Source organism: Chryseobacterium sp. FW101-FHT12H09 (genome assembly GCF_058790395.1).
In genome coordinates this window covers 201396-227785 of record NZ_JBYTCP010000005.1, presented here as the reverse complement: position 1 = coordinate 227785, position 26390 = coordinate 201396, and the positions used below count along the sequence as shown (strand labels likewise).

21 protein-coding genes are annotated in these 26390 nt (G+C 33.7%); 10 read left to right on the top strand and 11 right to left on the bottom strand.

Translation table 11 applies throughout. From position 1 onward, the window contains the following. The first annotated feature begins 194 nt into the window (after positions 1-194). Both AC3WRL_RS19990 and AC3WRL_RS19985 read left to right on the top strand, forming a co-directional pair. Positions 195-596 carry a hypothetical protein gene (locus AC3WRL_RS19990; protein ID WP_214828691.1) on the top strand — a complete coding sequence of 134 codons (402 nt, stop codon included), beginning with the start codon at positions 195-197 and terminating at the stop codon, positions 594-596. Next, complete coding sequence (locus tag AC3WRL_RS19985; RefSeq protein ID WP_261509739.1) at positions 596-1462, top strand: AadS family aminoglycoside 6-adenylyltransferase; 867 nt, start codon at positions 596-598, stop codon at positions 1460-1462. Before AC3WRL_RS19990 ends, AC3WRL_RS19985 begins: the two co-directional genes overlap by 1 nt. Here the strand turns inward: AC3WRL_RS19985 and AC3WRL_RS19980 are convergent. Continuing rightward, positions 1459-3039, bottom strand: coding sequence for a GMC family oxidoreductase N-terminal domain-containing protein (locus tag AC3WRL_RS19980; protein ID WP_261509738.1), 1581 nt, complete (start codon positions 3037-3039; stop codon positions 1459-1461). The two genes, AC3WRL_RS19985 and AC3WRL_RS19980, sit on opposite strands and share 4 nt — an antisense overlap. A gap of 139 nt (positions 3040-3178) precedes the next feature. Here AC3WRL_RS19980 and AC3WRL_RS19975 point away from each other — a divergent pair, with 139 nt between their 5' ends. The 4 genes from AC3WRL_RS19975 (at position 3179) to AC3WRL_RS19960 (ending at position 7920) form a co-directional block, all read left to right on the top strand. Further along, a complete protein-coding gene (locus AC3WRL_RS19975; protein ID WP_214828699.1) occupies positions 3179-3796 on the top strand; it encodes a DUF1684 domain-containing protein in 618 nt (205 codons plus the stop codon). 3 nt (positions 3797-3799) lie between these two features. Then, on the top strand, positions 3800-4273 hold the full coding sequence (locus AC3WRL_RS19970) for a GNAT family N-acetyltransferase (protein WP_261509736.1): 474 nt from the start codon (positions 3800-3802) through the stop codon (positions 4271-4273). Between the two features lie 72 nt (positions 4274-4345). Further along, on the top strand, positions 4346-5155 hold the full coding sequence (locus AC3WRL_RS19965; protein ID WP_261509735.1) for a glucose 1-dehydrogenase: 810 nt from the start codon (positions 4346-4348) through the stop codon (positions 5153-5155). 107 nt (positions 5156-5262) lie between these two features. Then, positions 5263-7920: an MGH1-like glycoside hydrolase domain-containing protein gene (locus tag AC3WRL_RS19960; protein WP_492331107.1), complete on the top strand. Its 2658-nt coding sequence runs from the start codon at positions 5263-5265 to the stop codon at positions 7918-7920. A 32-nt stretch (positions 7921-7952) separates the two neighbouring features. Here the strand turns inward: AC3WRL_RS19960 and recO are convergent, their stop codons facing one another. From recO to AC3WRL_RS19940, 4 genes are read right to left on the bottom strand one after another with little or no spacing between them, the layout of a single operon-like run. Continuing rightward, positions 7953-8639, bottom strand: coding sequence for a DNA repair protein RecO (recO, locus tag AC3WRL_RS19955; protein WP_492331106.1), 687 nt, complete (start codon positions 8637-8639; stop codon positions 7953-7955). Then, positions 8639-10906: a type IX secretion system anionic LPS delivery protein PorZ gene (gene porZ / locus AC3WRL_RS19950; protein ID WP_492331105.1), complete on the bottom strand. Its 2268-nt coding sequence runs from the start codon at positions 10904-10906 to the stop codon at positions 8639-8641. Before porZ ends, recO begins: the two co-directional genes overlap by 1 nt. A 1-nt stretch (position 10907) precedes the next feature. After that, entirely contained in the window at positions 10908-11858 is a 951-nt protein-coding gene (locus AC3WRL_RS19945) for a bifunctional metallophosphatase/5'-nucleotidase (protein ID WP_214828719.1), read from the bottom strand. After that, positions 11858-12613: a 5'-nucleotidase C-terminal domain-containing protein gene (locus tag AC3WRL_RS19940; RefSeq protein WP_492331104.1), complete on the bottom strand. Its 756-nt coding sequence runs from the start codon at positions 12611-12613 to the stop codon at positions 11858-11860. The genes AC3WRL_RS19945 and AC3WRL_RS19940 overlap by 1 nt, the downstream gene beginning before the upstream one ends. 107 nt (positions 12614-12720) lie before the next feature. Here AC3WRL_RS19940 and dapA point away from each other — a divergent pair, with 107 nt between their 5' ends. The 4 genes from dapA (at position 12721) to AC3WRL_RS19920 (ending at position 15530) form a co-directional block, all read left to right on the top strand. Beyond that, entirely contained in the window at positions 12721-13593 is an 873-nt protein-coding gene (gene dapA, locus AC3WRL_RS19935; RefSeq protein WP_492331103.1) for a 4-hydroxy-tetrahydrodipicolinate synthase, read from the top strand. A gap of 118 nt (positions 13594-13711) precedes the next feature. Then, a complete protein-coding gene (locus AC3WRL_RS19930) occupies positions 13712-14215 on the top strand; it encodes a GNAT family N-acetyltransferase (RefSeq protein WP_492331102.1) in 504 nt (167 codons plus the stop codon). 294 nt (positions 14216-14509) lie between these two features. Continuing rightward, positions 14510-15091: a helix-turn-helix domain-containing protein gene (locus AC3WRL_RS19925; RefSeq protein ID WP_214828731.1), complete on the top strand. Its 582-nt coding sequence runs from the start codon at positions 14510-14512 to the stop codon at positions 15089-15091. Then, positions 15084-15530 carry a response regulator gene (locus AC3WRL_RS19920; protein WP_492331101.1) on the top strand — a complete coding sequence of 149 codons (447 nt, stop codon included), beginning with the start codon at positions 15084-15086 and terminating at the stop codon, positions 15528-15530. The genes AC3WRL_RS19925 and AC3WRL_RS19920 overlap by 8 nt, the downstream gene beginning before the upstream one ends. A gap of 599 nt (positions 15531-16129) precedes the next feature. Here the strand turns inward: AC3WRL_RS19920 and recG are convergent. From recG to AC3WRL_RS19890, 6 genes are all read right to left on the bottom strand, one after another. Beyond that, a complete protein-coding gene (gene recG / locus AC3WRL_RS19915; RefSeq protein ID WP_492331100.1) occupies positions 16130-18214 on the bottom strand; it encodes an ATP-dependent DNA helicase RecG in 2085 nt (694 codons plus the stop codon). A 160-nt stretch (positions 18215-18374) separates the two neighbouring features. Then, positions 18375-18908, bottom strand: coding sequence for a thioredoxin family protein (locus AC3WRL_RS19910; protein WP_214828740.1), 534 nt, complete (start codon positions 18906-18908; stop codon positions 18375-18377). A gap of 44 nt (positions 18909-18952) precedes the next feature. Beyond that, positions 18953-20425 carry a peptide MFS transporter gene (locus tag AC3WRL_RS19905; RefSeq protein WP_214828743.1) on the bottom strand — a complete coding sequence of 491 codons (1473 nt, stop codon included), beginning with the start codon at positions 20423-20425 and terminating at the stop codon, positions 18953-18955. 109 nt (positions 20426-20534) lie between these two features. Then, on the bottom strand, positions 20535-22286 hold the full coding sequence (locus tag AC3WRL_RS19900; RefSeq protein WP_214828746.1) for a peptide MFS transporter: 1752 nt from the start codon (positions 22284-22286) through the stop codon (positions 20535-20537). A gap of 132 nt (positions 22287-22418) precedes the next feature. Next, entirely contained in the window at positions 22419-24074 is a 1656-nt protein-coding gene (locus AC3WRL_RS19895; protein ID WP_492331099.1) for a peptide MFS transporter, read from the bottom strand. Between the two features lie 144 nt (positions 24075-24218). Beyond that, a complete protein-coding gene (locus tag AC3WRL_RS19890) occupies positions 24219-26348 on the bottom strand; it encodes a S9 family peptidase (protein WP_261509726.1) in 2130 nt (709 codons plus the stop codon). Between the last annotated feature and the right edge of the window lie 42 nt (positions 26349-26390).

The window sequence follows — 26390 nt, the reverse complement described above, 5'->3', positions numbered from 1 at the left end:
TCTTAGGTGCGCGCTGCTTATCACTTTGAGTTGATAATCATTTAAAAAGCCAACTTATATAAGCTGGCTTTTTGTTTTCCATTAAATAAAATTCTTAACACAATCATAATCCATTCAAAATATCCATATCAACTTAAATTTAAATAAATTTGTATCAGACTATTCATTACTGATTACCAATTACTATAAAAGCTGTGGAAGAAATCATTGTAAAACCTATTATTGCTAAAGAACTTCTGGAATCTCTTAAAACGAAGATAGAGGAGGAGAAACAGGTCATTGTGCATTGTTGTTTTCCGGCATCACCTTTTTTAGGTAATCTGATCAGGATTTGGAATACAACGTATCTTCTGGATAATAGTTCAGAACATCAGAGCAAATTGATCCATGCTGAAAATATTTCTATATTTCCGGATTGGACCCCGGTTCCTTTTATGCGGGATTTTTGGTTTACTTTGATATTTTCTGGTTTACCTAAAGGCTGTAAAAGTTTTGACCTTAAAGAAGTTATTCCTGAAGAAGGAGGATTCTTTGTGGAATCTATTAAGAGAAATTCTATGGATGTATATCGGGTGAAAATTTCAGAATCTTATTAATGAAAACAAGGGAAGAGAAGCTACAGCAGATCATAGCCTGGGCTGAACAGAATAAGGATATCCGGGTCGTTTTATTAACCAGTTCATTGGTGAATCCCTACGCTCCTGTTGATGATTTCAGTGATCTGGATGTAGAGCTAGTTTTTGAAAATATGGCATCTTATGAATCCGATAAAAAATGGGTTGAACTTTTTGGAGTGCCTATTTCTATGGTGGAGGAAGATGAGACTTTTTTTGAAGGTAGGCATGCGATGAAAATGGTTTTGTATGAAGACCACGTAAAAGTTGATTTTAAGCTGTATCAAAAATCTGAATTTATAAAAGAAGTACAGGAAGAAATACTTCCTGAAGATTGGGATGTGGGATATAAAGTATTGGTAGATAAGGATCAGCTTACAAAAGATTTAAAAGCTCCAACATATCAATCGATCATGATTCAGAAACCTACACCCGAAAGGTTTCAGCAGCTGATCAATGATTTCTGGTGGGATACAACTTATGTTGCAAAATGTTTAAAGCGTGATGAGATCTTCTATGCCAAATTCATGAGCGAGGATGTCATAAGAACAGACTATTTCGTTCCTCTATTGGAATGGTATATTGCCAGTGAACAGGGATGGAATAATATGACTACCAATAAACATGGAAGACTTTTCAAGCGATATTTGTCTCCTGAACTCTGGAAGAAAGTTGAAGCAACTTTTTCAGGAAATAATATCGAGGAAAACTGGAATGCAATATTTGCGTATGCAGATCTCTTTCATGAAATAGGGATTGATATTGCAACAAAGATCAATACAGTTTATCCTGAAGAGCTTGAAAATAAAGTAAGAAAATACCTGATTGAAATTAGGTTACAAGGCTAAGCAAATTCGTTTTGTTGGATTAAATTTTCGATACAATACTCGGTAATAGCCACAATAGTAACAAAAGGATTTACTCCGATTGTTCCGGGAATTAAAGAACCATCCAGAACGAAAAGGTTTTCATGATCATTTAATTTTCCATAGGAGTTCGTTGCTTCGCCTAATACACAACCTCCTAATGGATGGTAGCATATATTAGGTCCAAAACCATTTTTAAAAAGAAAATGACTTCTTGTCCCACCATTTGCTTTATTCATTTTTTTGATAAAATAATCAGCATTGGCTCTCATTTTTTCAGTATGACTTTCATTCCAGTCAATAGCAAGTTTTTTAGCAATAGGATCATAAGAAACCTTTCCTTTTTTATCAACGCGATTGATTAATAAATACAACGCAGTGGCTACGTCCATTCCCATCGGTAGTGGGGCAATCTCTGTGAAGAAAGGATGTTCCCTATCATCCCAATTATCAACTCCGCCTACTGGAATTGTGGATTGTTGAACTCCGGTACCTCCGGATAAAGGTCTCACCCAGTTTCTGCCCGTCATAAAGTTTCCGTTATTGCCCCAATTCTCACCGACATTTTTTCCAAGAGGAAACTGATTCCTGAAATTCGATTTCATTAAAAGCTCTAATGTTCCTATGGTTCCAGCTGATAATATCAGTTTTTTACAATGAAAGACTTTTTCTGCCACAAGATCTCCCGAAGTATTGATGTGACGAGCCTGCAGCGTATAGCTTTTGTCTTCATTTAGTTCAATAGAGTCAACACAATGTAAATCTAGGATTTCAAGATTTCCAGTGTCTAGTGCCTTTTTGAGATAGGTTTTATCAAGACTGTTCTTACCATAATTATTTCCGTAAATAACTTCAGTGTTAAGAGCAGATCGTGGAACTTCATTTTTAAATTCCTTTTCCATGTATTTGAAATCATATACATTCGGAACTCTGATGGTCTTGAAGCCGGCTTTATGAGCTTCTTCTTCACCTACTCTTGTAAATTTATAATAAGGACAGTCATTTAAAAACTGTTCATCAATAACGTTTACCTTTAATTCTTTTCGGGCCAAAGGGAAATAAAACTGATAAAATTTTTCAGCATCTAATTGAGGAAAAACCTCTTTAAAATAGCTTTCCTTAGGTGTTACTGCCATTCCGCCATTAACGATGGATCCACCACCCACACCTCTTCCTACCCAGATGTTGATGTGTTCAAAATCCAATCGGTCCAAAGCTCCTGTAAAAGGAGTTAAAGAAAAGAGGTTCATAAAAGGAGCTATCGTTTTCTTTTTTAGCCAGGCTGCACTTTTTCCAGGCTTTAATAAATTGGAGAATGGTAGTCCCGATTTTTCCCAATTAAGACCCATCTCCAGCATCAGTACTTTTTTTCCTGCTTCACAAAGACGTAAAGCAGCGACAGCTCCGCCATATCCGGAACCAATAATAATGATAGGAGATTCTAATGTTTTCCTTTGTTTCTTAATTTTCGGCTGTGATGCAAAAAGAAGATGAGTACTCAGGAAGTAAAGACTCGATATTCCTAAGGCACTGGTGGTAATGAATTTCTTTCTATCCATGATCCTTATTTCTCAAAAAGCATGCTAGAAAAACAAAAAAAGTCATAAATTATATTTAAAATATTGCCCAATTTTTACCGCACTTATACTGTTCATCCTCTAAAAAATTCATAGTTTTATTCTTTTAATTTTGATATTCATGAAAAAATATATTTTAATACTCTTTCTATTTCCATTATTAGTCTTTTCTCAAAAGACGATTTCAAAAGAAGAGAAAGAAGTAAAGAAATTTCAGAAAGAGCTTAATGAAGAATACTTAAATTCTAAAGAAACTCCTTTACGCGGTGATAATTTTACCAACTTCAAAGAACATCCTTTCTTTCCATTTGATTTAAAATACAGAGTAACTGCAAATTTCGTTAAAACAGAAAATTCTGAACCTTTTGAAATTCCCACTTCATCGGGGAAAACAAAACAATACAAAGAATATGGAAAGGCTAGTTTTCAATTGGACGGAAAGCCTTATACCCTGACATTGTATCAAAGCCTAGACTTATTAAAGCAGGAAAAATACAAAGATTATCTTTTCCTTCCTTTTCGTGATGCAACCAATGAAAAGGAAACCTATGGTGGTGGGAAATATATGGATCTGAAAATTCCGAAAGGAAATACTATTATTCTGGACTTTAATCAATCATATCAGCCTTATTGTGCTTACAATGCCTATGATTACAATTGTCCGATCGTTCCCGAAGAAAATAAGCTTCCTGTAGAAATTCGTGCAGGAGTAATGTATAACGATATTTATCATCATTAAAAAATGGTTAACCTACACTTTTACAAACCAGAAGACTTTTCTGAAGTTAATTATATTCTGGATGAAATCCAATCACAGTATACATCAACCGCAGAATTCGCTATAGAAAGGATCAAAGAGCGTAATGATGGGAAAGGTTTTTCTATCACCATTTTTGATGACGATAAACCTGCAGGTTATTTCGCCCTGGACTTTGGTGATGATAAATTTGATCTTACTGATAATCCAAACTCGGTTTTACTGAGATCACTGTCTATAAACCCCGACTTTCAGGGAAAGGGAATTGGTAAAGCAGCGATGATTCATGTGGATGATTTTATCAGAAGAAATTTCAAGAATTGCGATGAAATTGTTTTAGCAGTGAATCAAAATAATACCTCAGCCTATGAGCTTTATTTAAAAGTAGGATACCGATACGATGGTAAAACCAGAATAGGCAGAAGTGGGCCACAACTTCTCATGTATAAAAAACTTTAAGAAAATTTTAAAGTAAAATCTTATTCTCAGCGTGATCTTTCCCTTAACTTTGAGTAACATCAAATAATAAATATGGAAATATCACTTCGTAATCAGGTAGTAGTTGTTACTGGTGCATCAAGCGGAATAGGTACCGGAATTGCTAAATCTCTTGCTTTGGCAGGAGCTACGGTTATTGTTAATCATTCTTCAGAAAGATCTACTGATGAGGCTAAAGCAGTTTTAAAGGATATTACTGATGCCGGTGGAAAAGGGATAACCTATCAATGTGATGTTTCAAAAGAAGATCAGGTTGTAAAAATGTTTCAGGAAGTAGTCTCGCAATTCGGAACTGTAGATATTCTGGTGAACAACGCAGGGATTCAAAAAGATTCTAAATTTACAGAAATGACCATCGATCAGTGGAATGCTGTAATTGGTGTCAATCTAACCGGGCAATTTCTTTGTGCTAGAGAAGCTATAAAAGAATTTCTACGCCGTGGTATCGATCTTTCCCGTTCCAAAGCTTGTGGGAAAATTATTCATATCAGTTCTGTTCATGAAATTATCCCATGGGCTGGTCACGCTAATTATGCATCCAGTAAAGGTGCGATAAGAATGCTGATGCAGACATTAGCTCAGGAGCATGGAGCTGATAAGATACGGGTTAATTCTATTTGTCCCGGAGCAATTCAAACCCCTATTAATAAGGATGCATGGAGCACTCCTGAGGCTTTAAATAATCTTCTTCATCTCATTCCATATAACAGAATTGGACAACCGGAAGATATCGGAAACTTAGCTGCATTTTTAGCCAGTGATTTGGCCGATTACATTACAGGAACAAGCGTTTTTGTAGATGGTGGAATGACCACTTTTGAGAGTTTTTCTACTGGAGGATAGAATTTGTCATTCAAAATGTAGCAACAAATTGAAGAATCTCATCTTTTAATTCTGATAGATTACTGTAGAATTAAGATCTAATTACTTATCATTCATAATATATCAACATGACAGAAAAACAGAGGCTTTCAGATGTTACCTGGAAAAAATGGGGTCCTTATGTAAGCAATAGGGAGTGGGGACTCGTTCGTGAAGATTATAGTGCGAATGGAGATGCATGGAACTATACCAATCATGATACTGCTGAAGCTAAGACTTATCGTTGGGGAGAAGAAGGAATTTGTGGAATCTGTGATGATTGGCAGAAACTGATTTTCTCTGTAGGCTTCTGGAATAAAAAAGACAAGATGGTGAAGGAGCGTTTCTTTGGTCTAAGTAATGGACAGGGAAATCATGGTGAAGATGTAAAAGAATATTTTTATTATCTGGATTCTACTCCCACGCATTCTTATATGAAGATGTTATACAAATATCCTCAAAATACTTTTCCTTATGAAGATTTGCTAAAAACAAATGCCGAAAGAAGTAAGAGTGATGCAGAATATGAATTAATTGATACAGGAATTTTTGACCGGAATGAGTATTTTGATATTTTTATTGAATACGCTAAAGAAAGTCAGAATGATATTTTAGTGAAACTAACAATTATCAATAAATCAGAAAATGAAACTTCTCTTAATATCATGCCTGGTGTTTGGTTTAGAAATACCTGGAATTGGGGATATGATGATTATAAGCCTCAATTGAGCTCTGACGAAGCAACAACTATCAAGGTTCATCATAAAGATCTAAACGTCAAAAATGTATATGCAAAGCAGTCATTGAAGACCTTATTTTGTGATAATGAGACTAATAATGAAAGGCTTTATCAGTCATCTAATCTCTCCCGATATTGTAAGGACGGAATCAATGATTTCATTATTAATAATAATTCATCAGCAATAAATCCCAATGATATTGGAACAAAGGCTTGTTTTTTTATTGATGAAAATTTTAAAGCTAAAGAAACAAAAATATTTGAATTCAGGATTTCTGATAAAGACTTAACCGAACCATTTAAAGATTTTGAAGAAATTTTTGATGGAAGGAAAAAAGAATCCGATGAATTTTATAATGAAATTCAGAAAGGAATGCAGTCTGATGACGAAAAAATGGTGCAAAGACAAGCTTTTGCAGGAATGCTTTGGAACAAAATGTACTACCATTATAATGTAGAAAAATGGTTAAAAGGAGATCCTGGAGAAGTAAACCCTCCAAAATCCAGAGAAAAAATAAGAAATTATGATTGGAAACATCTTAATAATGAACATATTATTTCGATGCCCGATAAATGGGAATATCCATGGTATGCTACTTGGGATCTGGCATTTCATGCCATTAGCTTTTCATTAATTGATCCCGATTTCGCAAAGTATCAGTTAAAACTTTTCCTATTTGAGTGGTATATGCATCCAAATGGTCAGCTTCCTGCCTACGAGTGGGATTTCAGTGATGTGAATCCTCCTGTTCATGCCTGGGCTGTTTTCAAGGTTTTTAAAATCGATGAATACCTTAATGATAAGCCTGATTTGCAATTTCTGGAAAGTGCTTTTCAGAAACTATTAATGAATTTCACATGGTGGGTAAACAAAAAAGACAATAATGGAAATAATATTTTTGAAGGCGGATTTTTAGGACTTGATAATATAGGTGTTTTTGATAGAAACAGTATGCTTCCTAATGGTGAACAGTTAGAACAGGCCGATGGAACAAGCTGGATGGCCATGTTTGCTCTCAATATGATGAGGATAGCACTGGAATTGGCCTTGTATAATAATGTGTATGAGGAAATGGCAATGAAGTTTTTTGAGCATTTTCTTTCAATAGCCCACTCGCTCGATAATATGGGAGATGAAAACTTTGGACTTTGGGATGAAGAGGATGAATTCTTTTACGATGCAATTTCCTCTAAGGATGGAAATCATATGTACCTGAAACTACGAACCATAGTGGGGCTTATTCCGATGTTTGCTGTTGAAGTAATTGATGATGAGGTAATTGAAAAACTCCCGAACTTTAAAAAGAGAATGTATTGGGTATTGAAAAATAAACCTGAACTGGCAGCTCTGGTTTCTCATTGGGAAGTAAAAGGGCATGATTCCAAACATTTGCTTTCACTACTCCGTGGACATCGTTTAAAAAGATTACTTAGCAGAATGCTTGATGCCAATGAATTTTTAAGTGATTATGGAGTTCGTGCATTATCTAAAGTATATGAACAGAATCCTTATGCAGTTAGCCTGAATGGAATTGACTATTCCGTAAAATATACCCCTGCGGAAAGTGATAGCGGACTATTCGGAGGCAATAGCAATTGGAGGGGGCCTATTTGGTTTCCTATTAATTATTTAATTATTGAAAGCCTTCAAAGCTTTTTCTTCTATTATAGCCCAGATTTTATGGTAGAATATCCAACAGGAAGTGGAAGCTATTCCAATCTGGATCAAATTTCAGATGCCTTGAGTAAAAGGCTTTCCAAGATATTTTTAAAAGATGAAAATGGAAACCGCCCTGTTAATGGACAATATCCAAAGTTTCAGACAGACCCTGATTTTAAAGATTATATTCTGTTTTATGAATACTTTCATGGAGATAGCGGGCGTGGAGTAGGAGCTTCCCATCAAACAGGATGGACAGGCTTGATAGCAAAAATTCTTCAACCGAAGTTTCCTAAGAAAGAAATCGCAGAATCTGAAACAGAGAAGCCTGAAGATGTAAAATCTTAAAAATTGATCTTTCAATTTCACAATTTAACAGGTTATTCAAAAATCTGCTGAATGATTTCCAAAGAAGTTGGTATTTTAAAATCACTGATATGATAATGATAGTAGACCAATATGCTATCAAGGAAATCCTTCCGGAAGGAAGAATTGATCTTTATTTCATATGGATTCTCAGAAGAAATAATTGACTTCCAGAGTGAGGATACTTCATGATTAAATAGTTGATGAGTCTGAGAGAGTGAAAAAGTTCCCGTTTCTGGATCCAGAAAATCATATACATTTACCAGAGGTGTAATCCCATGTATTTTTAATATTTTAATTAAAAAAATAAGATGAGACTGATAGTTTAGTGAAGATAGCTTACCTATAAATTCATCAATACTAAAAAATAAGATCAGGTTTTTATCTTCATTTCTTAGAATCTGATTTAAAAAATCTGAGACAAAAAAGATGACCGTATTGATCTTGATATCTGTATAAATATCATTATTTTTTACCAATTCAAATTTTGAAATGGATCGTATACCGCTGCTTTTTCCCATACTAATGGAAATATTCAGTTGATTCAATGGCTGTAACAGTGCCTTTTTCTTATTTCTTTTAGAGTATATCCCCTTTAGGAAATAAGTCTGAAAACCATCTTCCTCCGTAAAACAATGCAGAATCGCATCATTCTCACCATATTTTATAAATGAAAGTAAAAATACTCTTTGTGAATTCATTAATTAACCACAGCTATTTTAGCAGTAGCCTTATCAGAACCATCTTCATTGGTCATTAATACAAAATAGATTCCTGATGCTACCCTCGTGCCACGTTGATTATTGAGATCCCACTCGTAATAACCACCTCTTGCTACTGCTGAATGAACAACATTTCCAGCTACATCTGCAATTCTGATATTCGTTTTCTCAGCTAAACCTTTAATGGTTACTTTTCCTTTAAAGTTAGAATATACCACAGGATTTGGATAAACCACAACATCTCCAAAATTGGAAGTTACATCAGCCACATCGCCCTGATAAGTAACAATTCCGCTATAGGAAACAAAATATACCTTTCCTGTCTTCCTGTCTACTTTAATGTCTGTGATACTATTGGTGGGTAATGGCGAGTTTTCTTTAGTAAAGTGTTTGATGGTACGCTGTCCATCTGAAGACATATAATAAACGCCACCGCCGTCTACAGAGATCCATTTGTAATCTCCTGCATCTACTTCTATTTGTAAGATTTGAGAATCACGAAAAAGCTCTTCTCCAAGATTATTTTGCTCAATAATAATTGGTTCTACAGCGGGATTAGGTTCTTTAATTGCTGATACAGCATTTGAGAACACTCTTAGTCCACTATCAGAACCAATCCATGCATCTCCTGCCTTATCAATAGCGACAGAAATACTTCCGTTAGAATTGGTTGGAAGTCCATTGGACTGACTTAACAAATAAGGCGTGTCATCAGATACATTTGTAGGTGTTTTTTTATAATCATATACCAAGAAGTTATTTGTTCTTGGCATGGGAATCCATAATAAATTTTCATAGTATAATGCTTTTTGAACACCATTACTTAAAAGACCGAGATCTTTTACAATGAAATTATCTGCTGCTTTATCATAGGGAGCTATTGCGATGGAACCTGTATCCATGAATGCAATAGTAGCAATGAGGTTATTTTGATCATCATATGTTAAACCAACTGGACGACGTACAAAGTCACTAGGTGCAGCTAAATCGTAATATTTAGTAAAATCGAAATCTTTGTTACCAGCATTATACTTCATCTTGTAAATACCTTGCCCTCCAAAGACGTAATTGGTAAAGAAAACCTCATCAGGATTACTAGGATTAGAAGTAGCATCCAAAACATTAAAAGTTTGGGATTTTCCTATAAAATAAGATGGATAAATCCATTGCATTCCATTAAAATAATAAAAACCTGGGTTTTTAGGATTGATTACAGGCCCGTTAAATCTTGCATCTCTGGAACCTGTTGATATTAAAAGTTGATTTTCACCATATAAACTAAGCTTGTATGCATTATTGAAATATGGACCATCTGGTTTAAATGAGTTACTGGCTTCGTCCTTAATCCCTGATAATATGGATCCACCATACATTTTGCCGTTCACTGTTGTTGCTGTGTTACATTCTTCACCAAGACTTACAGCGCCCATGAAATTTCCATTAGTATTAAATGAATAAATTCTGGCTTGATCGGTTACAATGATATTATTTGGATTTACTACGATATCGCTAACTTTTCCAAAAGTTTGTGAAAGTGGGGTAGCTACGCCGTTGTCGTAGAGATATGCTGTTGTCGGAGAAGAAAAACTTAGTACAGATTCTGAATCGATTTGCGTAAATGAACCGGGCATTTCAGTAGTCCATGTAGAATATATCGGAAAGGTAGTATTCATTTCATGGCTTTTAAATCCGGTAGTGGTTACACAGTATACTTTATTGCCAACAATTGTTGCCTCGTTACTCGCTTGATAAACTCCACCAACAAGAAAAAATGTAGAATCATTGAATTCTTTTTTCTTCAGATCAAAAATTGAAAGTCCATATCCAACTGAAACAACAGCCTTGTCTCCAGTAATAGAAATATGATTGATCTTTTTACTTCCGTTGTATCCGGTAGCAATAGGAATATCAACCACATAAGTAATCCCGTCTGGAGTTACAACATCTAAAGAACCATTTTGATAACCTATCAGTCCTATTTTAGTTTGTGGATTATAGTCGAAGGCAGATATACCAACCTCGTGTAGACCATTTGCTTTAGACAGCTTTGTAATTTCACCTGTTGATATGGTATAATAAAAAAGTCCGTTTTCTGCTGCTGCAATTATTTTTCCGTGATCTTCTTTCATAGCGATCACATTATTGTAAGAGAATATATCCGACCATTTCTTTGAAGAAATAACCTGTGCATTTGCGAATTGTACGGATGCTAAAATACCAAGGGAAATTATGGAGAGTTTTTTCATATTATGCTATTATACTGCTGTCTATAACCTGATTGTTCCAAGAAATATGTTGTACGTTTTTGTTGTTGTCAAAGTAAAAATCTATTCTTCCTAATAAAAGTCCGGCCCATCCAACCTGATTAACCAAAACATTTTTGCCCTGTCTATTTTTAAAACTTTGAGGTTCTGATAGAAAAGTATGGGTATGGCCTCCTAAAATGATATCAATATTTTCTGTATTGGCAGCCAATATTTTATCACTCACTTTATTAGGTTCATCATGATAATCATAACCAATATGAGATAAGCAGATCACAAGATCACACTTTTGTTCATTTTTTAGAAAATTGGAATAATGCTGGGCAACATCAATTGGATCAGAATAAACGGTCTCTTGATATTGTTTTTTACCCACCAGACCTTCTAGCTGAATTCCCACGGCAAAGATTCCTACTTTAATTCCATCTTTATTAAAAATTTTATACTGTAAAGTTTTTCCATCTAAAACAGTATTTTTAAAGTCATAATTTGAGCATATAAACGGAAATTGAGCATTAGGCAAGACCTTTAAAAAACCTTGAAGTCCATTATCAAAATCATGATTACCCATTGTGGATGCATCATATTTCATCATAGACATTAATTTAAATTCAAGCTCACCTCCGAAAAAGTTAAAATAAGGAGTGCCCTGGAAAATATCTCCGGAATCTAATAACAATACATTACTTTCCTGGCTTCTGATCTGTTGAATTAAACTTGCTCTTCTTGCAAACCCTCCCTGATTAGGGTTCTTTGTATAACTTTCATCAAAAGGTTCTATTCTGCTGTGCTGATCATTGGTATGAAGAATAGTAAGTTTGTTTGTCGAGGTTAGACTGTTCAATTTTAATTCCTCTGCCATCATCATATTGGGAGCTAAAGCCATTGCTAAAGTTCCACCACCTATTGCTTTTAAAAAACTTTTTCTATCCATTAGTTCTTATCAATAAAATTTAAACGAATATCTGTGTTGGGTACAACCTCTGAGTTTCTTTTGAAATAATCAATAAATAACTCCCTCATTTTTATTCCAGTAGGAATTGATTCTCCTTTTGCAAAGAAGCTCATATTATCTCCACCCAGTGCCAAATAATCTGAGGTTGCAATATAGTAATCCTGATTAGAATTCACTGCTTTACCATTAATTAAAGTTTTGGCTGGTTTTCCGTTGTCGGTTTCTATGTATAAATGGGAAACAGGATTGTTGACCTGTTTTTTTGCGTAGTATTCAAATAGACCTTCAAGATCAGATCCTTTCATTTTAACGATAACCACTTCATTTTCAAATGGCATTACTTCGTAGACATTCTTAAGTAAAATATCACCTTTTCCTATCGAAGTACGGATTCCACCAATGTTAATTAATGCAGCATCAACATTTTTTTTAAGATGAGTCTTTGCCCATTCATCTGCTCCACTGAAAGTGTAATCAGCTAAAAGATTTCCAAGATTGCTGTTATCTCCCTGTTTTGTAAGATCTACGTTGGTATGAGAGATCTTTTGATTCATCTCTTTATCCAGTTTCAGTTTATAGGGTTCAATAACCTTTACAAAAGCTTCATCATTCTTTAGCTCTTTATTAATAGAAATATTTTTCTGAGTTTCTACATTTGCAACTTGTAAAGAAGTTGTTTTACAAGAGGTAAGGGAAACCAAAGCAATTCCTAATAATAAGAATTTATTTTTCATAATTTCTTTTAGTATATGCAAATATAATTATATGTATAATAAAACATTATTATTTATTATAAATTCTTAGTCTAAATTATTAAATTTGGAAAAAATAATTCTAACAGATGAGCATTTTAAAAGGAGTAGGTGTAGCTTTGGTAACACCCTTTAATGAAGATTTATCCGTTGATTTTGATAGTTTAACAAAACTTGTTGAATACAATATTGAGAACGGAACCAATTATTTAGTTGTTTTGGGAACTACAGCTGAGGCTGCAACACTTTCTGAAGAAGAGAAGAAACAGGTTATAGATCATATCATTAAGGTAAATAATAAACGCCTTCCTTTAGTTTTAGGAATTGGGGGAAATAATACCCTGGAAGTAAAAAAACAAATTGAAGAAACAGATGTGTCTGCTTTTGAGGCAATTTTATCCGTTTCACCATATTATAATAAGCCTAATCAGGAAGGGCTTTATCAGCATTATAAAGTGCTGGCATCTACAGGAAAAAAAATTATCATTTATAATGTGCCTTCCAGAACGGGACAGAATATTGAAGCTGAGACAACACTTCGTTTAGCAAAGGAGTGCCCAAATTTAATCTTGATTAAGGAAGCAGCACCTAATATTCTTCAGTATTTTGATATATTAAGAAAGAAACCGGAAGGTTTTTCACTGGTATCAGGAGATGATGAATATGCATTACCCGTTACACTGGCAGGAGGAGATGGAGTGATCTCTGTAATAGGGCAGGCTTATCCAAAAGAATTTTCAACAATGGTGCAGTTAGCTTTTGAAGGAAAAGTGAAAGAAGCTTACGAGATTCATAACAAACTCGTTGAGATTACGCGCTTAATTTTTGCTGAAGGAAACCCATGTGGAGTTAAAGTTATTTTAACTGAAAAAGGAATTATTAAAAACTTTTTGCGACTTCCACTTGTTCCAGCTTCTGAAGGATTGTATGCCAAGATAAAAGCAGAAATGATCAATATTTAAGAAAGCTGAATAAACTGATTATCAATTTATGAGTCGATAAAATGTTTGTTCTTATTAGTAATAAATAACATAAGGTGAAAGGCTTCGGCTTTTCACTTTTTTTAATCATAAAAAAGACATGAAATTAATTAAAGCAACTGAAAAAGATATTCCTCTTATACAGGATTTGGCAAGAAGGTCATGGGAAAATGCTTATGCAGAAATTCTTTCAGAAGAACAGATGGATTATATGCTTAGTACAATGTATTCAGCCGATGAAATTTCGAATCATCTGAAGAATCCAAAGTATCATTATTATCTAATATTAGATGAAGTTAATGATTCGCCTGAAGGATTTGTTGGCTATGAACACGGTTACGAAAATCAAACCACAAAGCTTCACAGAATTTATCTTGTTCCTGAAAGTAAAGGAAAAGGGTTTGGAAAAGAAGTACTAGTATTTCTAGCCGGGAAAACACTTGAAAATGGAGATAATAGAATTATCTTGAATGTGAATAAATTTAATGCAGCAAGAAAATTCTATGAATCCCAAGGGTATAAAATATATGATGAAGGGGTTTTTGATATTGGAAATAATTTCGTGATGGACGACTATCTCATGGAGTTTATAATTCACAAATAATAGACTTATAATTCTGTAACATTATCTTATAATTCTATAACGGGTGACCTGTATATAAGCTTGATATTTGCAGTAGAACCAAATCACTTCAAAATAATACATTCATATACTTGGTTTTAAGCTGTTATAGCTTTTATCAGTATATTTTTTTCATCCTTAGTGTTTAAATTCCTGTATTCATTAATACAGGAGTTTTTTGCGTTTGTGAATTTTATTTTAAATTTTTTAACCTATTTCACTTTTATATGAAATAAAATATTATATTTACAAAATAATTAACACACTTATACTAGGATGAAAATGTACGTGAAATTTGATTTCAATGCTCTTTGTAAAAAAGTGTTGGATGAAAAACTTAAGGAACAAGGCTTAAAATATAGATTATTAAATTTTGGGGAAGTCGAATTTTACGAAGCATTTACCCAAGAACAACATACTATTTTTAAGAAAAATCTTGAAGATTATGGTATCGAAATTATAGAAAGCCAAAAGATAGCATTGGTACAGAAAATAAAAGATGCTATTGTAGAATTGGTATTTTCTAAAGATATTGTTGCCGTTAAAGCATCTATTTATATTTCAGAAAAATTGAACCATAGTTATGGTTATTTATCAAATCTGTTTTCTGAAGTAGCTTATACTTCCATAGAAAATTTCATTATTCTACAGAAAATAGAGTATGCGAAAGAATTGATTATCAATAATAAGCTTAATCTTACCGAGATTGCTCATAAGCTTAACTATTCCAGTGTAGCACATCTTAGTACACAGTTTAAGAATACAACAGGTATTACTCCCTCTCAGTTTCATAAAATAATCGGCAAGAGACGAAAAGAACAAAGTGTCATTGTTACTAATAAAATGCTGTATGACTAAAGAGTATCTGAATGCGATCCTCGTTGATGACGATGAAGGAAATGTTATTTTATTTAAAAATATACTTAAAGATCTAAAAATAGCAGTAAAAGTTCAGTCTTTTCAGAATGGTAAAGATTTAATGAAATACCTTAACAATGCTGAAGCTCTTATTCCTGAGATGTTATTGATGAGCTATCATATTCCTCAAAAGAGTATTTTAGAATGTCTGGAAGAAATAAAAATGGATTTTAGATTAAGTAATATCATTACAGGAGTATATGCAGAGGCTTTATCAGAAGAAGATGTGGAAAGAATTTTTGTAAAAGGATCGAATATTTATATCAAGAAACCGGATAATTATAAAGATTTAAAAAGAGTGATTTCCGAAGTTGTGACACTTAATTGGCAGTATCATACATCTGGACTGAATAAGGATAATCTTATCCTTAAAGTATGATGAATATTGAGTTTTTTAGGTTTTTAGTTTAGAGACGATTTGTATTTATTACATAATACTCACTAAAAGGTGAAAATTTTATAACTATTGAATATAATAATATAAATAGTTATTAGTAACAATAGATGAAATTTGTACAAGAAACGTGCTAACACAAGTTAATCATATAAAACAATTAATGTAAATAATTATTTTTTCAAATCTTGAAAGTAAATTATATTAATCACGATGTTAGTAAAACAAAATGGATTATTAATTTCCAATGGAAAAGCGAAGAAGATCTTTAAACAAAACGGTACAATCATGAAAACTCGATCGTTGGGGGGATATTTATATTCGTTTCTTTTAAAATCCTTTCGACAAACACAGTTAGTTTTTATAATAAGTAAGTTGGAAACATAATTCATTTTGTTTTTTTTAAATTTATTTAGTAGTGGCTTTGGCAAAAATACAAATGCTATAAATATTTTCACTCCACACTACATCACAAGATAGTAAGCATTCTACTAAATAAATTTTTTACTGAACGAAAGTAATTTCTTCTAAATAACAGTTTTATAAGGGGGCCGCGGAAAGATCTTTTTCTTTTTGCGGTTTTTTTATGAAATTTTGCTCCATTTATTTTTTCCTTTATAATACTTTAAATAATAATTTTTTATGATCTGGTGATCGATTCTGCCTAAAAGAGGGTCTGTTTCCAGAATTTTTTCAACGACCTTTTTAGTTGTTTTTATAATTGCTGAATCTTTTACCAGATCCAGTCTTTTAAAATCAACAACACCACTTTGTTGAGTTCCCAGGATATCCCCGGGACCGCGTAGCTGCATATCTACTTCGGATATTTTAAAACCATCATTCGTTTCCGTCATTGTTCTGATACGGGTTCTGCTTTCAGTAGATAGTTTATCAGATGTCATTAATATACAATAACTTTGTTCAGCTCCACGGCCCACACGGCCACGTAATTGATGAAGCTGTGATAATCCAAATCTTTCAGCACTTTCTATAACCATAACAGAAGCATTAGGTACATTTACGCCCACCTCAATAACGGTGGTGGCAACCATAATCTCAGCTTTTCCCGAGGCAAAATAATTCATGGCTGCATCTTTTTCGTCAGGTTTCATTCTTCCATGAAGCATACTGACATTATATTCTGAAAATGCCTCCATGATGTGTTCCAAACCTTCCATCAGATTTTTATAGTCTAAGGTTTCAGATTCTTCAATTAAGGGATACACAAAATAGACCTGCCTGCCCTTTTTAATTTCATCTCTACAGAAATTATAAACATACATTCGATCTTTTTCTCTTCTGTGTGCGGTTACAATAGGTTTTCTACCCACAGGCATTTCATCAATCACAGACACATCCAGGTCAGAATAAAAGCTCATAGCAAGTGTTCTTGGGATAGGAGTAGCGGTCATTACTAAAATATGGGGTGGAATTTTGTTTTTTGCCCATAGTTTAGCTCTTTGGGCAACACCGAATCTATGCTGCTCATCAATAATAGCTAAACCAAGGTTTTTAAACTTTACTTTGTCCTCCAATACTGCATGCGTTCCTACTAAAATCGAGAGTTCTCCATTTTCAAGTTCCTGATGGATTATTTTTCTTTCAGAAGCTTTTGTAGAGCCGGTTAATAGGCGAACATTAATATCTGTTTTTTCCAGTAATTCCTTTATTCCGTTGTAGTGTTGTTGCGCCAAAATTTCAGTCGGAGCCATTATGCAGCTTTGAAATCCATTATCCATTGCAATAAGCATAGTCAGCAGGGCAACCATGGTTTTGCCTGATCCAACATCGCCTTGTAAAAGTCTATTCATCTGGATAGGTTTCTTCATATCCAGTCGAATTTCCTTTAAAACCTTCTTTTGGGCATTAGTAAGCTCAAAGGGAAGATGATTTTCGTAGAAACCGGTAAAATAATCACCAACAATTGGAAAAGGATTTCCAAATGATTGACTTTTATGATGGATCTTTTTTAAGCCATAACCCAACTGAAAGAAAAAGGATTCTTCAAATTTTAATCTGTAATTTGCTTTTTCAAAGTATTCTAGATTTTGAGGAAAATGAACATTCAAAAAAGTTTGTTGCCTTGATAAAAATTTAAAAGACTGCATCATATAGTCAGGTAGATTCTCCTGAATAAGATTAGGAATTTCTTTGCAGATATTTCTAAGAATTGTTTGAAAGAATTTCTGATTAAGACCTCGTTTTGTTAATTTTTCTGAACTGGGATAAATAGGTCTTAGACGATTGTCATTTTCTTTTTTTTCCTCAATTTCAATCTCCGGGTGTGGCATTGAAAATTGATTGTTAAATAAATTGATCTTTCCGAAAATATAGATTTCCTTATTAATTGGTAGCTGCTCCTTTAACCATTTTGAATATTGGAACCATACCAGATCCATCATTCCCGTTTCATCATTAAATTTTGCAGTAAGTCTTTTGGTTTTACCTGTCTGTATTTCCTGAACACTTGTAATTTTTCCCTTTAGCTGAATTTCGATATTGCTTTCCTGAAGGTTGGCAATCTTATACACTTTGTTTTTATCCAAATAACGAATAGGATAGAAGTTTAATAAATCTTCTACAATAGAAATTCCCAACACATTTTTAATGAGTTTAGCCTTTTCGGGACCGATTCCCTTGACATATTCTATGGAAGTTTCTAAAGTCATTCAGATAAAAACTCAATACAATAATAGATGAATTAGTGAGAAAAATAAGATTCCATATCAGCTATTCATTTTTGTAAGCGAGCCCTAATTTCGGCAAAATAGAATAAAATTTCAAATTTTTTAAGAAAAAAGACTTTCATAATTTGAAAGTCTTTGATTTTTAATTCTTTATTTTAGATTTGAATCTTTTCTGATAATCTTCCCATTGTTCACGGGTTCGAATTTTTTTATATAAATCCTTAGAAATGAATTCTAAATAAGGTTCAAGCTCAATCGCTGAAAGTTCACCCTGAAGGATCGTAATGGGACCCCCGTTTTCATCCAGAAAAACAGTACTTGGAACCGCAGCCACATTCATATATTGGGTAAATTCGTGCAAAGAATTTTTGCCTTTTTTATACTCTTTATCGTGATTTGAAAATGTTCTTCCAAAGATTTCAATATCACCTTTTTCTTCTGCATTGAATTTTACCGGATAATAATTGTCGTTTAAAATTTGAGCTATAACCGGATGTCCATAAGTCTTTTTGTCCATTATTTTACATGGGCCACACCAATCTGCATAAAAGTCAACAAGGATCTTTTTAGGATTTTGTTTTTGAGCCTTTAGCGCCTCCTCAATAGTCATCCATTTGACTTGGGCAAAACTGAAGGTGATTAAAAACAAACTTACTATGCTTAGAATTTTTTTCATTTAATTTTTAATTATTAATAAAAATAAGCATAATAAGCTTACATTTATTTTACATCTTGCATTAATTTTCTCACAAAGGAGGACATCAAAATTAATACCACTCCGGCAATTAATGCATAGATTCCCAATGTTTTATATCCATCAGTATAAGCAACAAGTTTACTCATGTTAGTATTTCCTGTATTAGCCTCAGATAAGCTGGCTCCGATTTTCCCTGCTGCAAATTGTCCGAATGCACTTGCCAAAAACCATAATCCCATCATCATACCAAACATTTTCTTTGGTGATAATTTAGTGATAATGGACATTCCGATTGGTCCTAAGCATAGCTCTCCAAAGGTGATGACCAACCATGTAAAAGTAAATAGGTTAAGTGAAGACTTACCATCTGAACCGGCAAAATATCTCAGGCTATAAAATAAAAAGAATCCTGCAGCCAGAAATAAAAATCCAATTCCGAACTTGTTAATGGTATTAGGCTCAAGTTTTCTTTTATTTAAACCAATCCATGCTAAACCGATCAGCGGACTAAAAATAATAATGAAAAAAGAGTTAGCACTATTGTTTATCACATTGGGATCCATCCCGAAGCCTAAAAGTTTATGTACTAAATTGTCTTTCGCGAATAAAGATAAAGATCCACCACTTTGCTCATAAATAGAGTTGAACAAAAAGTACATGAAGATAAATATAAATGCTGCAACAAGTTTCTTTTGATAAGGAGAGGTTTGTTTTAGTGTTTCAACTATAAAATACCCAACAGCTGCAATACCTATTAAATACATAAAGTAATCTGTATAATTTGTATTCTTTACCATAATGAAAATAAGCGGCATGCTTAATAATGCACCAATATAGACCAATACTTCGCGTAAAGTTCTTTTTGATTGTGGAAGTACTTGCAGCGGTGAATCACCAATAGGACCTAACGATTTTTTTGTTGCAAAAAAAGTAATTAAACCTAGAATCATCACAATAGCTGCTGCAAGGAAGCACCAAGACCAGGAGTAATATTTTCCCAGATAAACACACAGAGCACCACCTAAAAGCCCACCAATATTGATTCCGGCATAGAATAAGCCATATCCGGCATCTCTTCTCGGATCATCCTCTTTATAAAGTTCTCCTACCATGGAAGAAATATTGGGTTTAAAGAACCCAGTCCCAATAATAGAGCAGGTAATACCAAAATAAAAGAAATCGTGTGGGGAAAAGGCAATAATAAGATTACCAATTGACATGATAATACCTCCAAAAACCAAGGATTTTTTGAATCCTAAAATTTTATCGGCAAAAATTCCGCCAATAAAAGTAAAAGCATAAATGAAAGCCTGTATGGCGCCATATTGTAAGTTTGCTTTATCTTCTAATAAACCTAATTGATCCACCATGAAAATCGTAAGAACACCACGCATCCCATAAAAACAAAAACGCTCCCACATTTCTACCGTGAATAGCGTCCAAAGCTGTTTAGGATACTTTCCTTTAAAATTTTGTATTTCTTCTAATGTATACATATTAATTGAACAATAATAAAATAAGATGTTTCATTTTGAAACGGATTCGCTAATTTATAAAAAAACCTCTGACTTAGCAGAGGTTTTTTATAGTATTTTATTAATGAAACTAGCCTACGCCGTTCATCATTTTCTTTAATCTTGGTGAAAGTATGGCAAGAATTACAGATGCGATACCACAAAGTACAACGAATACCATGAAGAATTCAAATAAATTATGAATTTCTACACCCGCAAAAGTTGTATTGGCAATAGGTAATTGTTCTTTCTCAAATAAAGCCAATTGCTCAGGAGTAAGTGTTACTTTTTTATCCAAAACATCCTGTAGATTTACACCCAGTTTTTCAGCTTTTACAAACTTGTCTCCTGTTGCAGGAATAATAGCCCCTAGAGAACCTGCTAAGGCATAACCCGCAGCATTAGAGATAAAGAAAACCCCATACAACAATGAAGCAAATCTTTTTGGAGCAAGCTTACCTACCAATGATAATCCGATTGGTGATAAACAAAGCTCTCCCATTGTTTGAATCAAATATAATAACATCAACCATTTGATGGCTAATAAACCTGTATTTCCCAGATCTTTTACATTGTAAGCGATAATGAAATAACTTAAAGCTATTAAAGCAAGACCTATTGCCTGTTTCATTGGAGATACCGGCTCTTTACCCTTAGCTCTCAATTTATCCCAAAGGATACTGAATGGCAATGCCAATGCTACAACAAATAGTCCATTGAAGATTTGTACCATAGATGGCGGCATATTCCAACCAAAAATACTTCTGTCTGTTTGGTTATCTGCGATAAAAGTTAAAGATGAACCTGCCTGTTCAAAAGCGGCCCAAAAGAAAATAATAAAGAATGAAACAATATAAATTACCCAGATTCTTTGTCTTTCCACTTTGTTTTCAGCAGAGCTCATGATCAAAAATGCCAGAGAGATCCCTGCAGCGTAGATAAATGGATAAATAAGCCCTTTGATAAGCTGTCCCATTCCTACAGAATTAAATCCAAATTCACCTACTAGAACATATCTGAACACAAAGAAAAGAGCAACAAATAATACAGTTGCTATTCCCATAGATTTTCCTGAAAATTTTGCAGTTTGTGTTTCTCCTTCTTCAAAGTCTGCGCTGGTACTGTTTTTAGGTAATCCTCCGATTGGTCTTCCTTCAGGAGTTACAACATACTTATTTTTAAGGATGAAAAATGTTACTGTTCCTATAATCATTGCGATAGATGCAGCCAGGAATCCCCATTTGAAAGCGAAAATATCTCTAACTCCTGCAGAATCCTTTACATCTCCTAAATAAGGACAAATAAACTGACCTAAAAACGCTCCGATATTAATACCCATATAGAAAATGGTAAACGCCGAATCCAATTTAGATTTTTCTTGTTTAGGATAAAGACTTCCTACCATTGAGGAAATATTTGGTTTGAAGAAACCATTTCCAAAGATAATAATGAATAAAGCCAACCACATAAAGGTTTTTGCTCCGCCTAAGCTTTCAGAAAATGTAGATGCACTCAGGAAAAGTAAAAACTGCCCAATTGCCATAAGGCTTCCTCCTAAGATGATACAGTTTCTGTTTCCCAGATATTTATCTGCAATAAAACCTCCTAATAGAGGTGTTAAATAACATAAAGCAAGAAAACCCCCATAAATAATAGATGCATCAGCCTCCTTCATTAAGAGAGAATTTACCATAAATAAGGTAAGTAATGCTCTCATCCCATAAAAGTTGAAACGTTCCCACATTTCTGTTCCGAAAAGAACCCATAATCCTTTTGGATGTCTGGAACCTTTATTCTCTACAAATTCATCCGGTTTCGGATTTAATGCTTCAATATTATCCATATTTTATTGTTAATTTTTGTTAAGACTAGCAAATATAGTTTTTTTTGAGTTTTTGGCAAGTTTTTAATTTTATATTTAATAAAAAAGCTGTAGAACTCTGCTACAGCTTTATTATCTATCTAAAAGGGATGATTAATGCCCTTTTTCTTTCATGATTTTGTTCAATCTTTTTAACATAGAAAGGCCTAATAACGTTGCAAAAATTAATAAAGCGAAGTTTACTAAGAAATAATTTACTTTATTGTCATAGTTATACCAGGTGCTTGCTAAGATTCCAGAAAGTTTGTTCCCCACAGAATTAGCAAGGAAAAAGCCACCCATCATAAGTGCTGTGATTCTCGGTGGCGAGAGCTTGGAAACAAAAGACAATCCCATTGGAGAAAGACAAAGTTCGCCGACTGTAATGACTCCATAACCGGCAACCAGCCACCATGGAGAAACCTTAACCGCTCCATTATCTCCGGCTATTACTGCTAAAACCATTACCAGACAGGATAATCCAGAAATAAACAGTCCCAAAACAATCTTTGTAGGAGTTAATGGTTCCTTTCCTTTTCTTCGCAGTAAGGCCCAAGATCCAACCACTAAAGGTGTTAAAGCAATAACCCAAAATGGATTGATGGATTGAAATAATTCCGTATTGTACAGAAATACCTGCTTCTCGGGATTCTTTTCAAGTTCTGCACGTTGCTCAGAGGAAATATTTTTAAAATAGACATCTTTGCCGGTTGTTTTTATTGTTTTTCCGTCTTTATCTTTTTGAGATTGATACTGATCATCATAAACAGGAACCTCTTTATCTTTATAGCTTTTCCCATCTACCATATAGATGTCTTCTAAAGGCTTTTCTATAGCTGCAGGGACACTTCGGTCTGTGTAATAATTAGCCCATCTCGTTAATGCTGTTCCATTCTGTTTGAAAACTGCCCAGAAAAACATACTGATCAAAAATACAGATAACAAGGCTCCAATAGAAGTTTTTTCTTCTGGTTTTGCCTTAAAATAAAGAGAAGCATAAAAGTAAATAACAGGGATACAGGCAAAAATAAATGCATCTGTACTGTCACTTCCGAAAATATTATTAGGTACAAACCATCCAATTGCTCCAGCTATGATCGCTGGTAGGAAAACCTTAATTAAGATTTCAGAAAGTTTGGTATCTCCTTCTTGTACAGGCTTCATCTGAGCTGCGTGGATATAATGTTTTCTTCCAATGGTAAAAATTATCATACCAACTAGCATACCTACTCCAGCAGTAATAAAGGCTTCACCCCATCCGAATTTATTACGCATAAAAGCGGCGATAATATTACAGATAAAGGCACCAATATTAATTCCCATATAGAAAATATTGTAGCCAGAATCTTTATTTGCTCTATAAGGTTCTTCAGAATATAGATTTCCTAAAAGGGTAGAAATGGTTGGTTTAAAGAAACCGTTTCCGATAATAATTAATGCTAAAGACCCATAAAATAAAGGTAGATCTTTGAAAACTCCCATCCCGATATAACCCGCAGCCATTAAAATTCCTCCTAAATAGATAGATTTGATATAACCTAAAACTCTATCTGCTAGAAATCCACCAATAAAAGGTGTTAAATAGGTCAAAGCGATATAAGTTCCAAAAATATCATCAGCAGTTTTGTCGGGCAGCCCGAGACCACCTTTCAACCCTGTAGGCTCAATAACGTAAAGAACAAAAATTCCGAGAATTAAATAATACCCGAAACGTTCCCACATTTCAGTAAAAAAGAGAAAAGGCAGGCCTTTAGGATGTTTAGTCTTCATCGATTCAAATTTCAAATTTCTCAAAAGTAAGTTTTTAATTTTAATTGATAAAATAAATTACTCTTTGCAAAACGATTAATGAAATTAATATTAAAAAACCTTCTAAAATAAATTAGAAGGTTTAATAGGTTATTTGATACTAGATTATAAATTATCTAAAATAAAATCTGTCATTTTCTCATACAGTTGTGGTCTTGTCTGGCCACCATAAATCCCGTGATTTTTATCCGGATAAGCCATGAAATCAAACTGTTTTTTGTTTTGAATCAATGCCTCAGAGAATTCCATGGAATTCTGGAAATGTACATTATCATCAGCAGTTCCGTGAATCAATAAGAGTTTTCCTTTTAATAGGTTGGCATATTCTGTTGGGGAATTTTTATCATATCCTTCCGCGTTTTCCTGTGGAGTCCTCATGAACCTTTCTGTATAAACAGAATCGTAATACCTCCAGTTGGTAACTGGTGCAACAGCAATCCCCGCTTTGAAAACATCAGCTCCCTTTGTCATAGCTAAACTCGTCATATAACCTCCGAAGCTCCAACCGAACATTCCGATTCGGCTTTTATCAATATAGGATTGATTTCCAAACCATTTTGCAGCAGTGATCTGATCTTCAATTTCGTATTTCCCTAAATTCATGTAGGTTACTTTTTTGAATTTCGCTCCTTTATATCCTGTTCCACGTCCATCTACACAAGCTACAATATATCCCTTTTGAACTAAATGATTAAACCATAAAGTATTTCCGGTATCCCAGGTGTTAGCCACCTGTTGAGAACCAGGTCCTGAATACTGAAACATAAATAAAGGATACTTTTTGTTTGGATCAAAGTTCTTAGGTTTCATCACCCATGCATTCATTTGATCACCCACTGAGTTTGGAATAGTAATAAACTCTTTATCAACAAAATTGTCAGCTTTTAGTTTTTGTAGCTGATCATTGTTGTTTTGTAATTCTTTTACAGTTTTACCATTTCCGTCTTTTAAGACAAAAGTAAATGGCTTTGAAACTGTAGAGGAGGTCTCGATAAAATAATTATAGTTCTTACTGAAATTGGCAGAATTATTTCCTTCTGCGTTTGAGATCAGTTGAGATTTTCCGTTTTCTATATTGATCTTGGAAATCACTTTGTTGATACTTCCTTTCTCAGTGGTCTGAACATAAATTTCTTTAGACTTTGGATTGTAACCGTAATAATCTGTTACTTCCCAATTTCCTTTTGTAACTTGTTTTTTCAGCTTGCCATCTTTGTCATACCAATATAAATGACGGTTGCCATCTCTTTCTGAACCCCAAAGAAATGAATCATCTTCAAGAAATTCTAATGTAGGGCTATCTGTATCAATCCATTTTTCGTCAGTTTCCGTAAACAACTTCTGAACTGCTCCGGTCTTTGTATTAACTTTTAAAATATCTGAAGCATTTTGTATTCTTTCAGAAGTAATTAACACCATTTCATCTGCTTTTGCAGTTTGAAAAACATTGGGGATGTAATAATTTTTAAAAGAACCTAAATTCAATGGTATTGTTTTTCCTGAATCCAGACGGTATAATTGTGCTGAAACAATAGAATTTTTTTCTCCTGCTTTAGGGTATTTATAACGCATTTCCGACGGATACAATGATTTACCGTAGATAGGAATGTATATTTCCGGAACCTGACTCTCATCTGATTTTACGAAAACAAGTGCATCCGAGTTTTTTGTCCATTCAAATAATCTCGCGTGTCCGAATTCTTCCTCATATACCCAGTCTGCCAATCCATTGAGAATAGAATTTTTCTTTCCATCTGTAGTTATCTGGGTAATTTTTCCAGAGGTTAGATCCTGGAAAAATAAATTGTTTTCAGAAATGAACGCTACCTTACTGGCATCCGGAGAGAATCTTGGCTCCTGCACTGTTTTACCATCATTTAAGCTGGTTACTTTTCCTGATTTTAAATCTTTAACATCAAATTTGCCTAAAAAGGAATGTCTGTAAATTGGCTGACTATCTTTAAGTAAGAGGATCTTCGACTCATCATCAGAAAACTCATAACTCTGGTATTGTCCATCAACAATATTTCCTTCTTTTTGGGAAGTTTTGTAAGAATATTTTGCAATTCCACCCTGTTCAATAACCAGATAATTTTCTCCATTTTTCATGGAAGTAATTCCAGCAATGCCCTTTCCGCGGTAATATCCTGAATATATTTTGTCTAATGTAATTTCTTGTGCTGATAGATTTTGAAATACAGCAGCAATACTAAGAGTTAATAGGATTTTTTTCATTTCTAATTTTAAAGAGATTCAAAGATAATAATTTTATCAAAT

What these genes read in the sequence shown, in the direction of transcription:
- AC3WRL_RS19985 (WP_261509739.1), top strand. Translation starts at nt 596, where the DNA reads ATGAAAACAAGGGAAGAGAAGCTACAGCAGATCATAGCCTGGGCTGAA.
- AC3WRL_RS19980 (WP_261509738.1), bottom strand. Translation starts at nt 3,039, where the DNA reads ATGGATAGAAAGAAATTCATTACCACCAGTGCCTTAGGAATATCGAGT.
- AC3WRL_RS19975 (WP_214828699.1), top strand. Translation starts at nt 3,179, where the DNA reads ATGAAAAAATATATTTTAATACTCTTTCTATTTCCATTATTAGTCTTT.
- AC3WRL_RS19970 (WP_261509736.1), top strand. Translation starts at nt 3,800, where the DNA reads ATGGTTAACCTACACTTTTACAAACCAGAAGACTTTTCTGAAGTTAAT.
- AC3WRL_RS19965 (WP_261509735.1), top strand. Translation starts at nt 4,346, where the DNA reads ATGGAAATATCACTTCGTAATCAGGTAGTAGTTGTTACTGGTGCATCA.
- AC3WRL_RS19960 (WP_492331107.1), top strand. Translation starts at nt 5,263, where the DNA reads ATGACAGAAAAACAGAGGCTTTCAGATGTTACCTGGAAAAAATGGGGT.
- recO (WP_492331106.1), bottom strand. Translation starts at nt 8,639, where the DNA reads ATGAATTCACAAAGAGTATTTTTACTTTCATTTATAAAATATGGTGAG.
- porZ (WP_492331105.1), bottom strand. Translation starts at nt 10,906, where the DNA reads ATGAAAAAACTCTCCATAATTTCCCTTGGTATTTTAGCATCCGTACAA.
- AC3WRL_RS19945 (WP_214828719.1), bottom strand. Translation starts at nt 11,858, where the DNA reads ATGGATAGAAAAAGTTTTTTAAAAGCAATAGGTGGTGGAACTTTAGCA.
- AC3WRL_RS19940 (WP_492331104.1), bottom strand. Translation starts at nt 12,613, where the DNA reads ATGAAAAATAAATTCTTATTATTAGGAATTGCTTTGGTTTCCCTTACC.
- dapA (WP_492331103.1), top strand. Translation starts at nt 12,721, where the DNA reads ATGAGCATTTTAAAAGGAGTAGGTGTAGCTTTGGTAACACCCTTTAAT.
- AC3WRL_RS19930 (WP_492331102.1), top strand. Translation starts at nt 13,712, where the DNA reads ATGAAATTAATTAAAGCAACTGAAAAAGATATTCCTCTTATACAGGAT.
- AC3WRL_RS19925 (WP_214828731.1), top strand. Translation starts at nt 14,510, where the DNA reads ATGAAAATGTACGTGAAATTTGATTTCAATGCTCTTTGTAAAAAAGTG.
- AC3WRL_RS19920 (WP_492331101.1), top strand. Translation starts at nt 15,084, where the DNA reads ATGACTAAAGAGTATCTGAATGCGATCCTCGTTGATGACGATGAAGGA.
- recG (WP_492331100.1), bottom strand. Translation starts at nt 18,214, where the DNA reads ATGACTTTAGAAACTTCCATAGAATATGTCAAGGGAATCGGTCCCGAA.
- AC3WRL_RS19910 (WP_214828740.1), bottom strand. Translation starts at nt 18,908, where the DNA reads ATGAAAAAAATTCTAAGCATAGTAAGTTTGTTTTTAATCACCTTCAGT.
- AC3WRL_RS19905 (WP_214828743.1), bottom strand. Translation starts at nt 20,425, where the DNA reads ATGTATACATTAGAAGAAATACAAAATTTTAAAGGAAAGTATCCTAAA.
- AC3WRL_RS19900 (WP_214828746.1), bottom strand. Translation starts at nt 22,286, where the DNA reads ATGGATAATATTGAAGCATTAAATCCGAAACCGGATGAATTTGTAGAG.
- AC3WRL_RS19895 (WP_492331099.1), bottom strand. Translation starts at nt 24,074, where the DNA reads ATGAAGACTAAACATCCTAAAGGCCTGCCTTTTCTCTTTTTTACTGAA.
- AC3WRL_RS19890 (WP_261509726.1), bottom strand. Translation starts at nt 26,348, where the DNA reads ATGAAAAAAATCCTATTAACTCTTAGTATTGCTGCTGTATTTCAAAAT.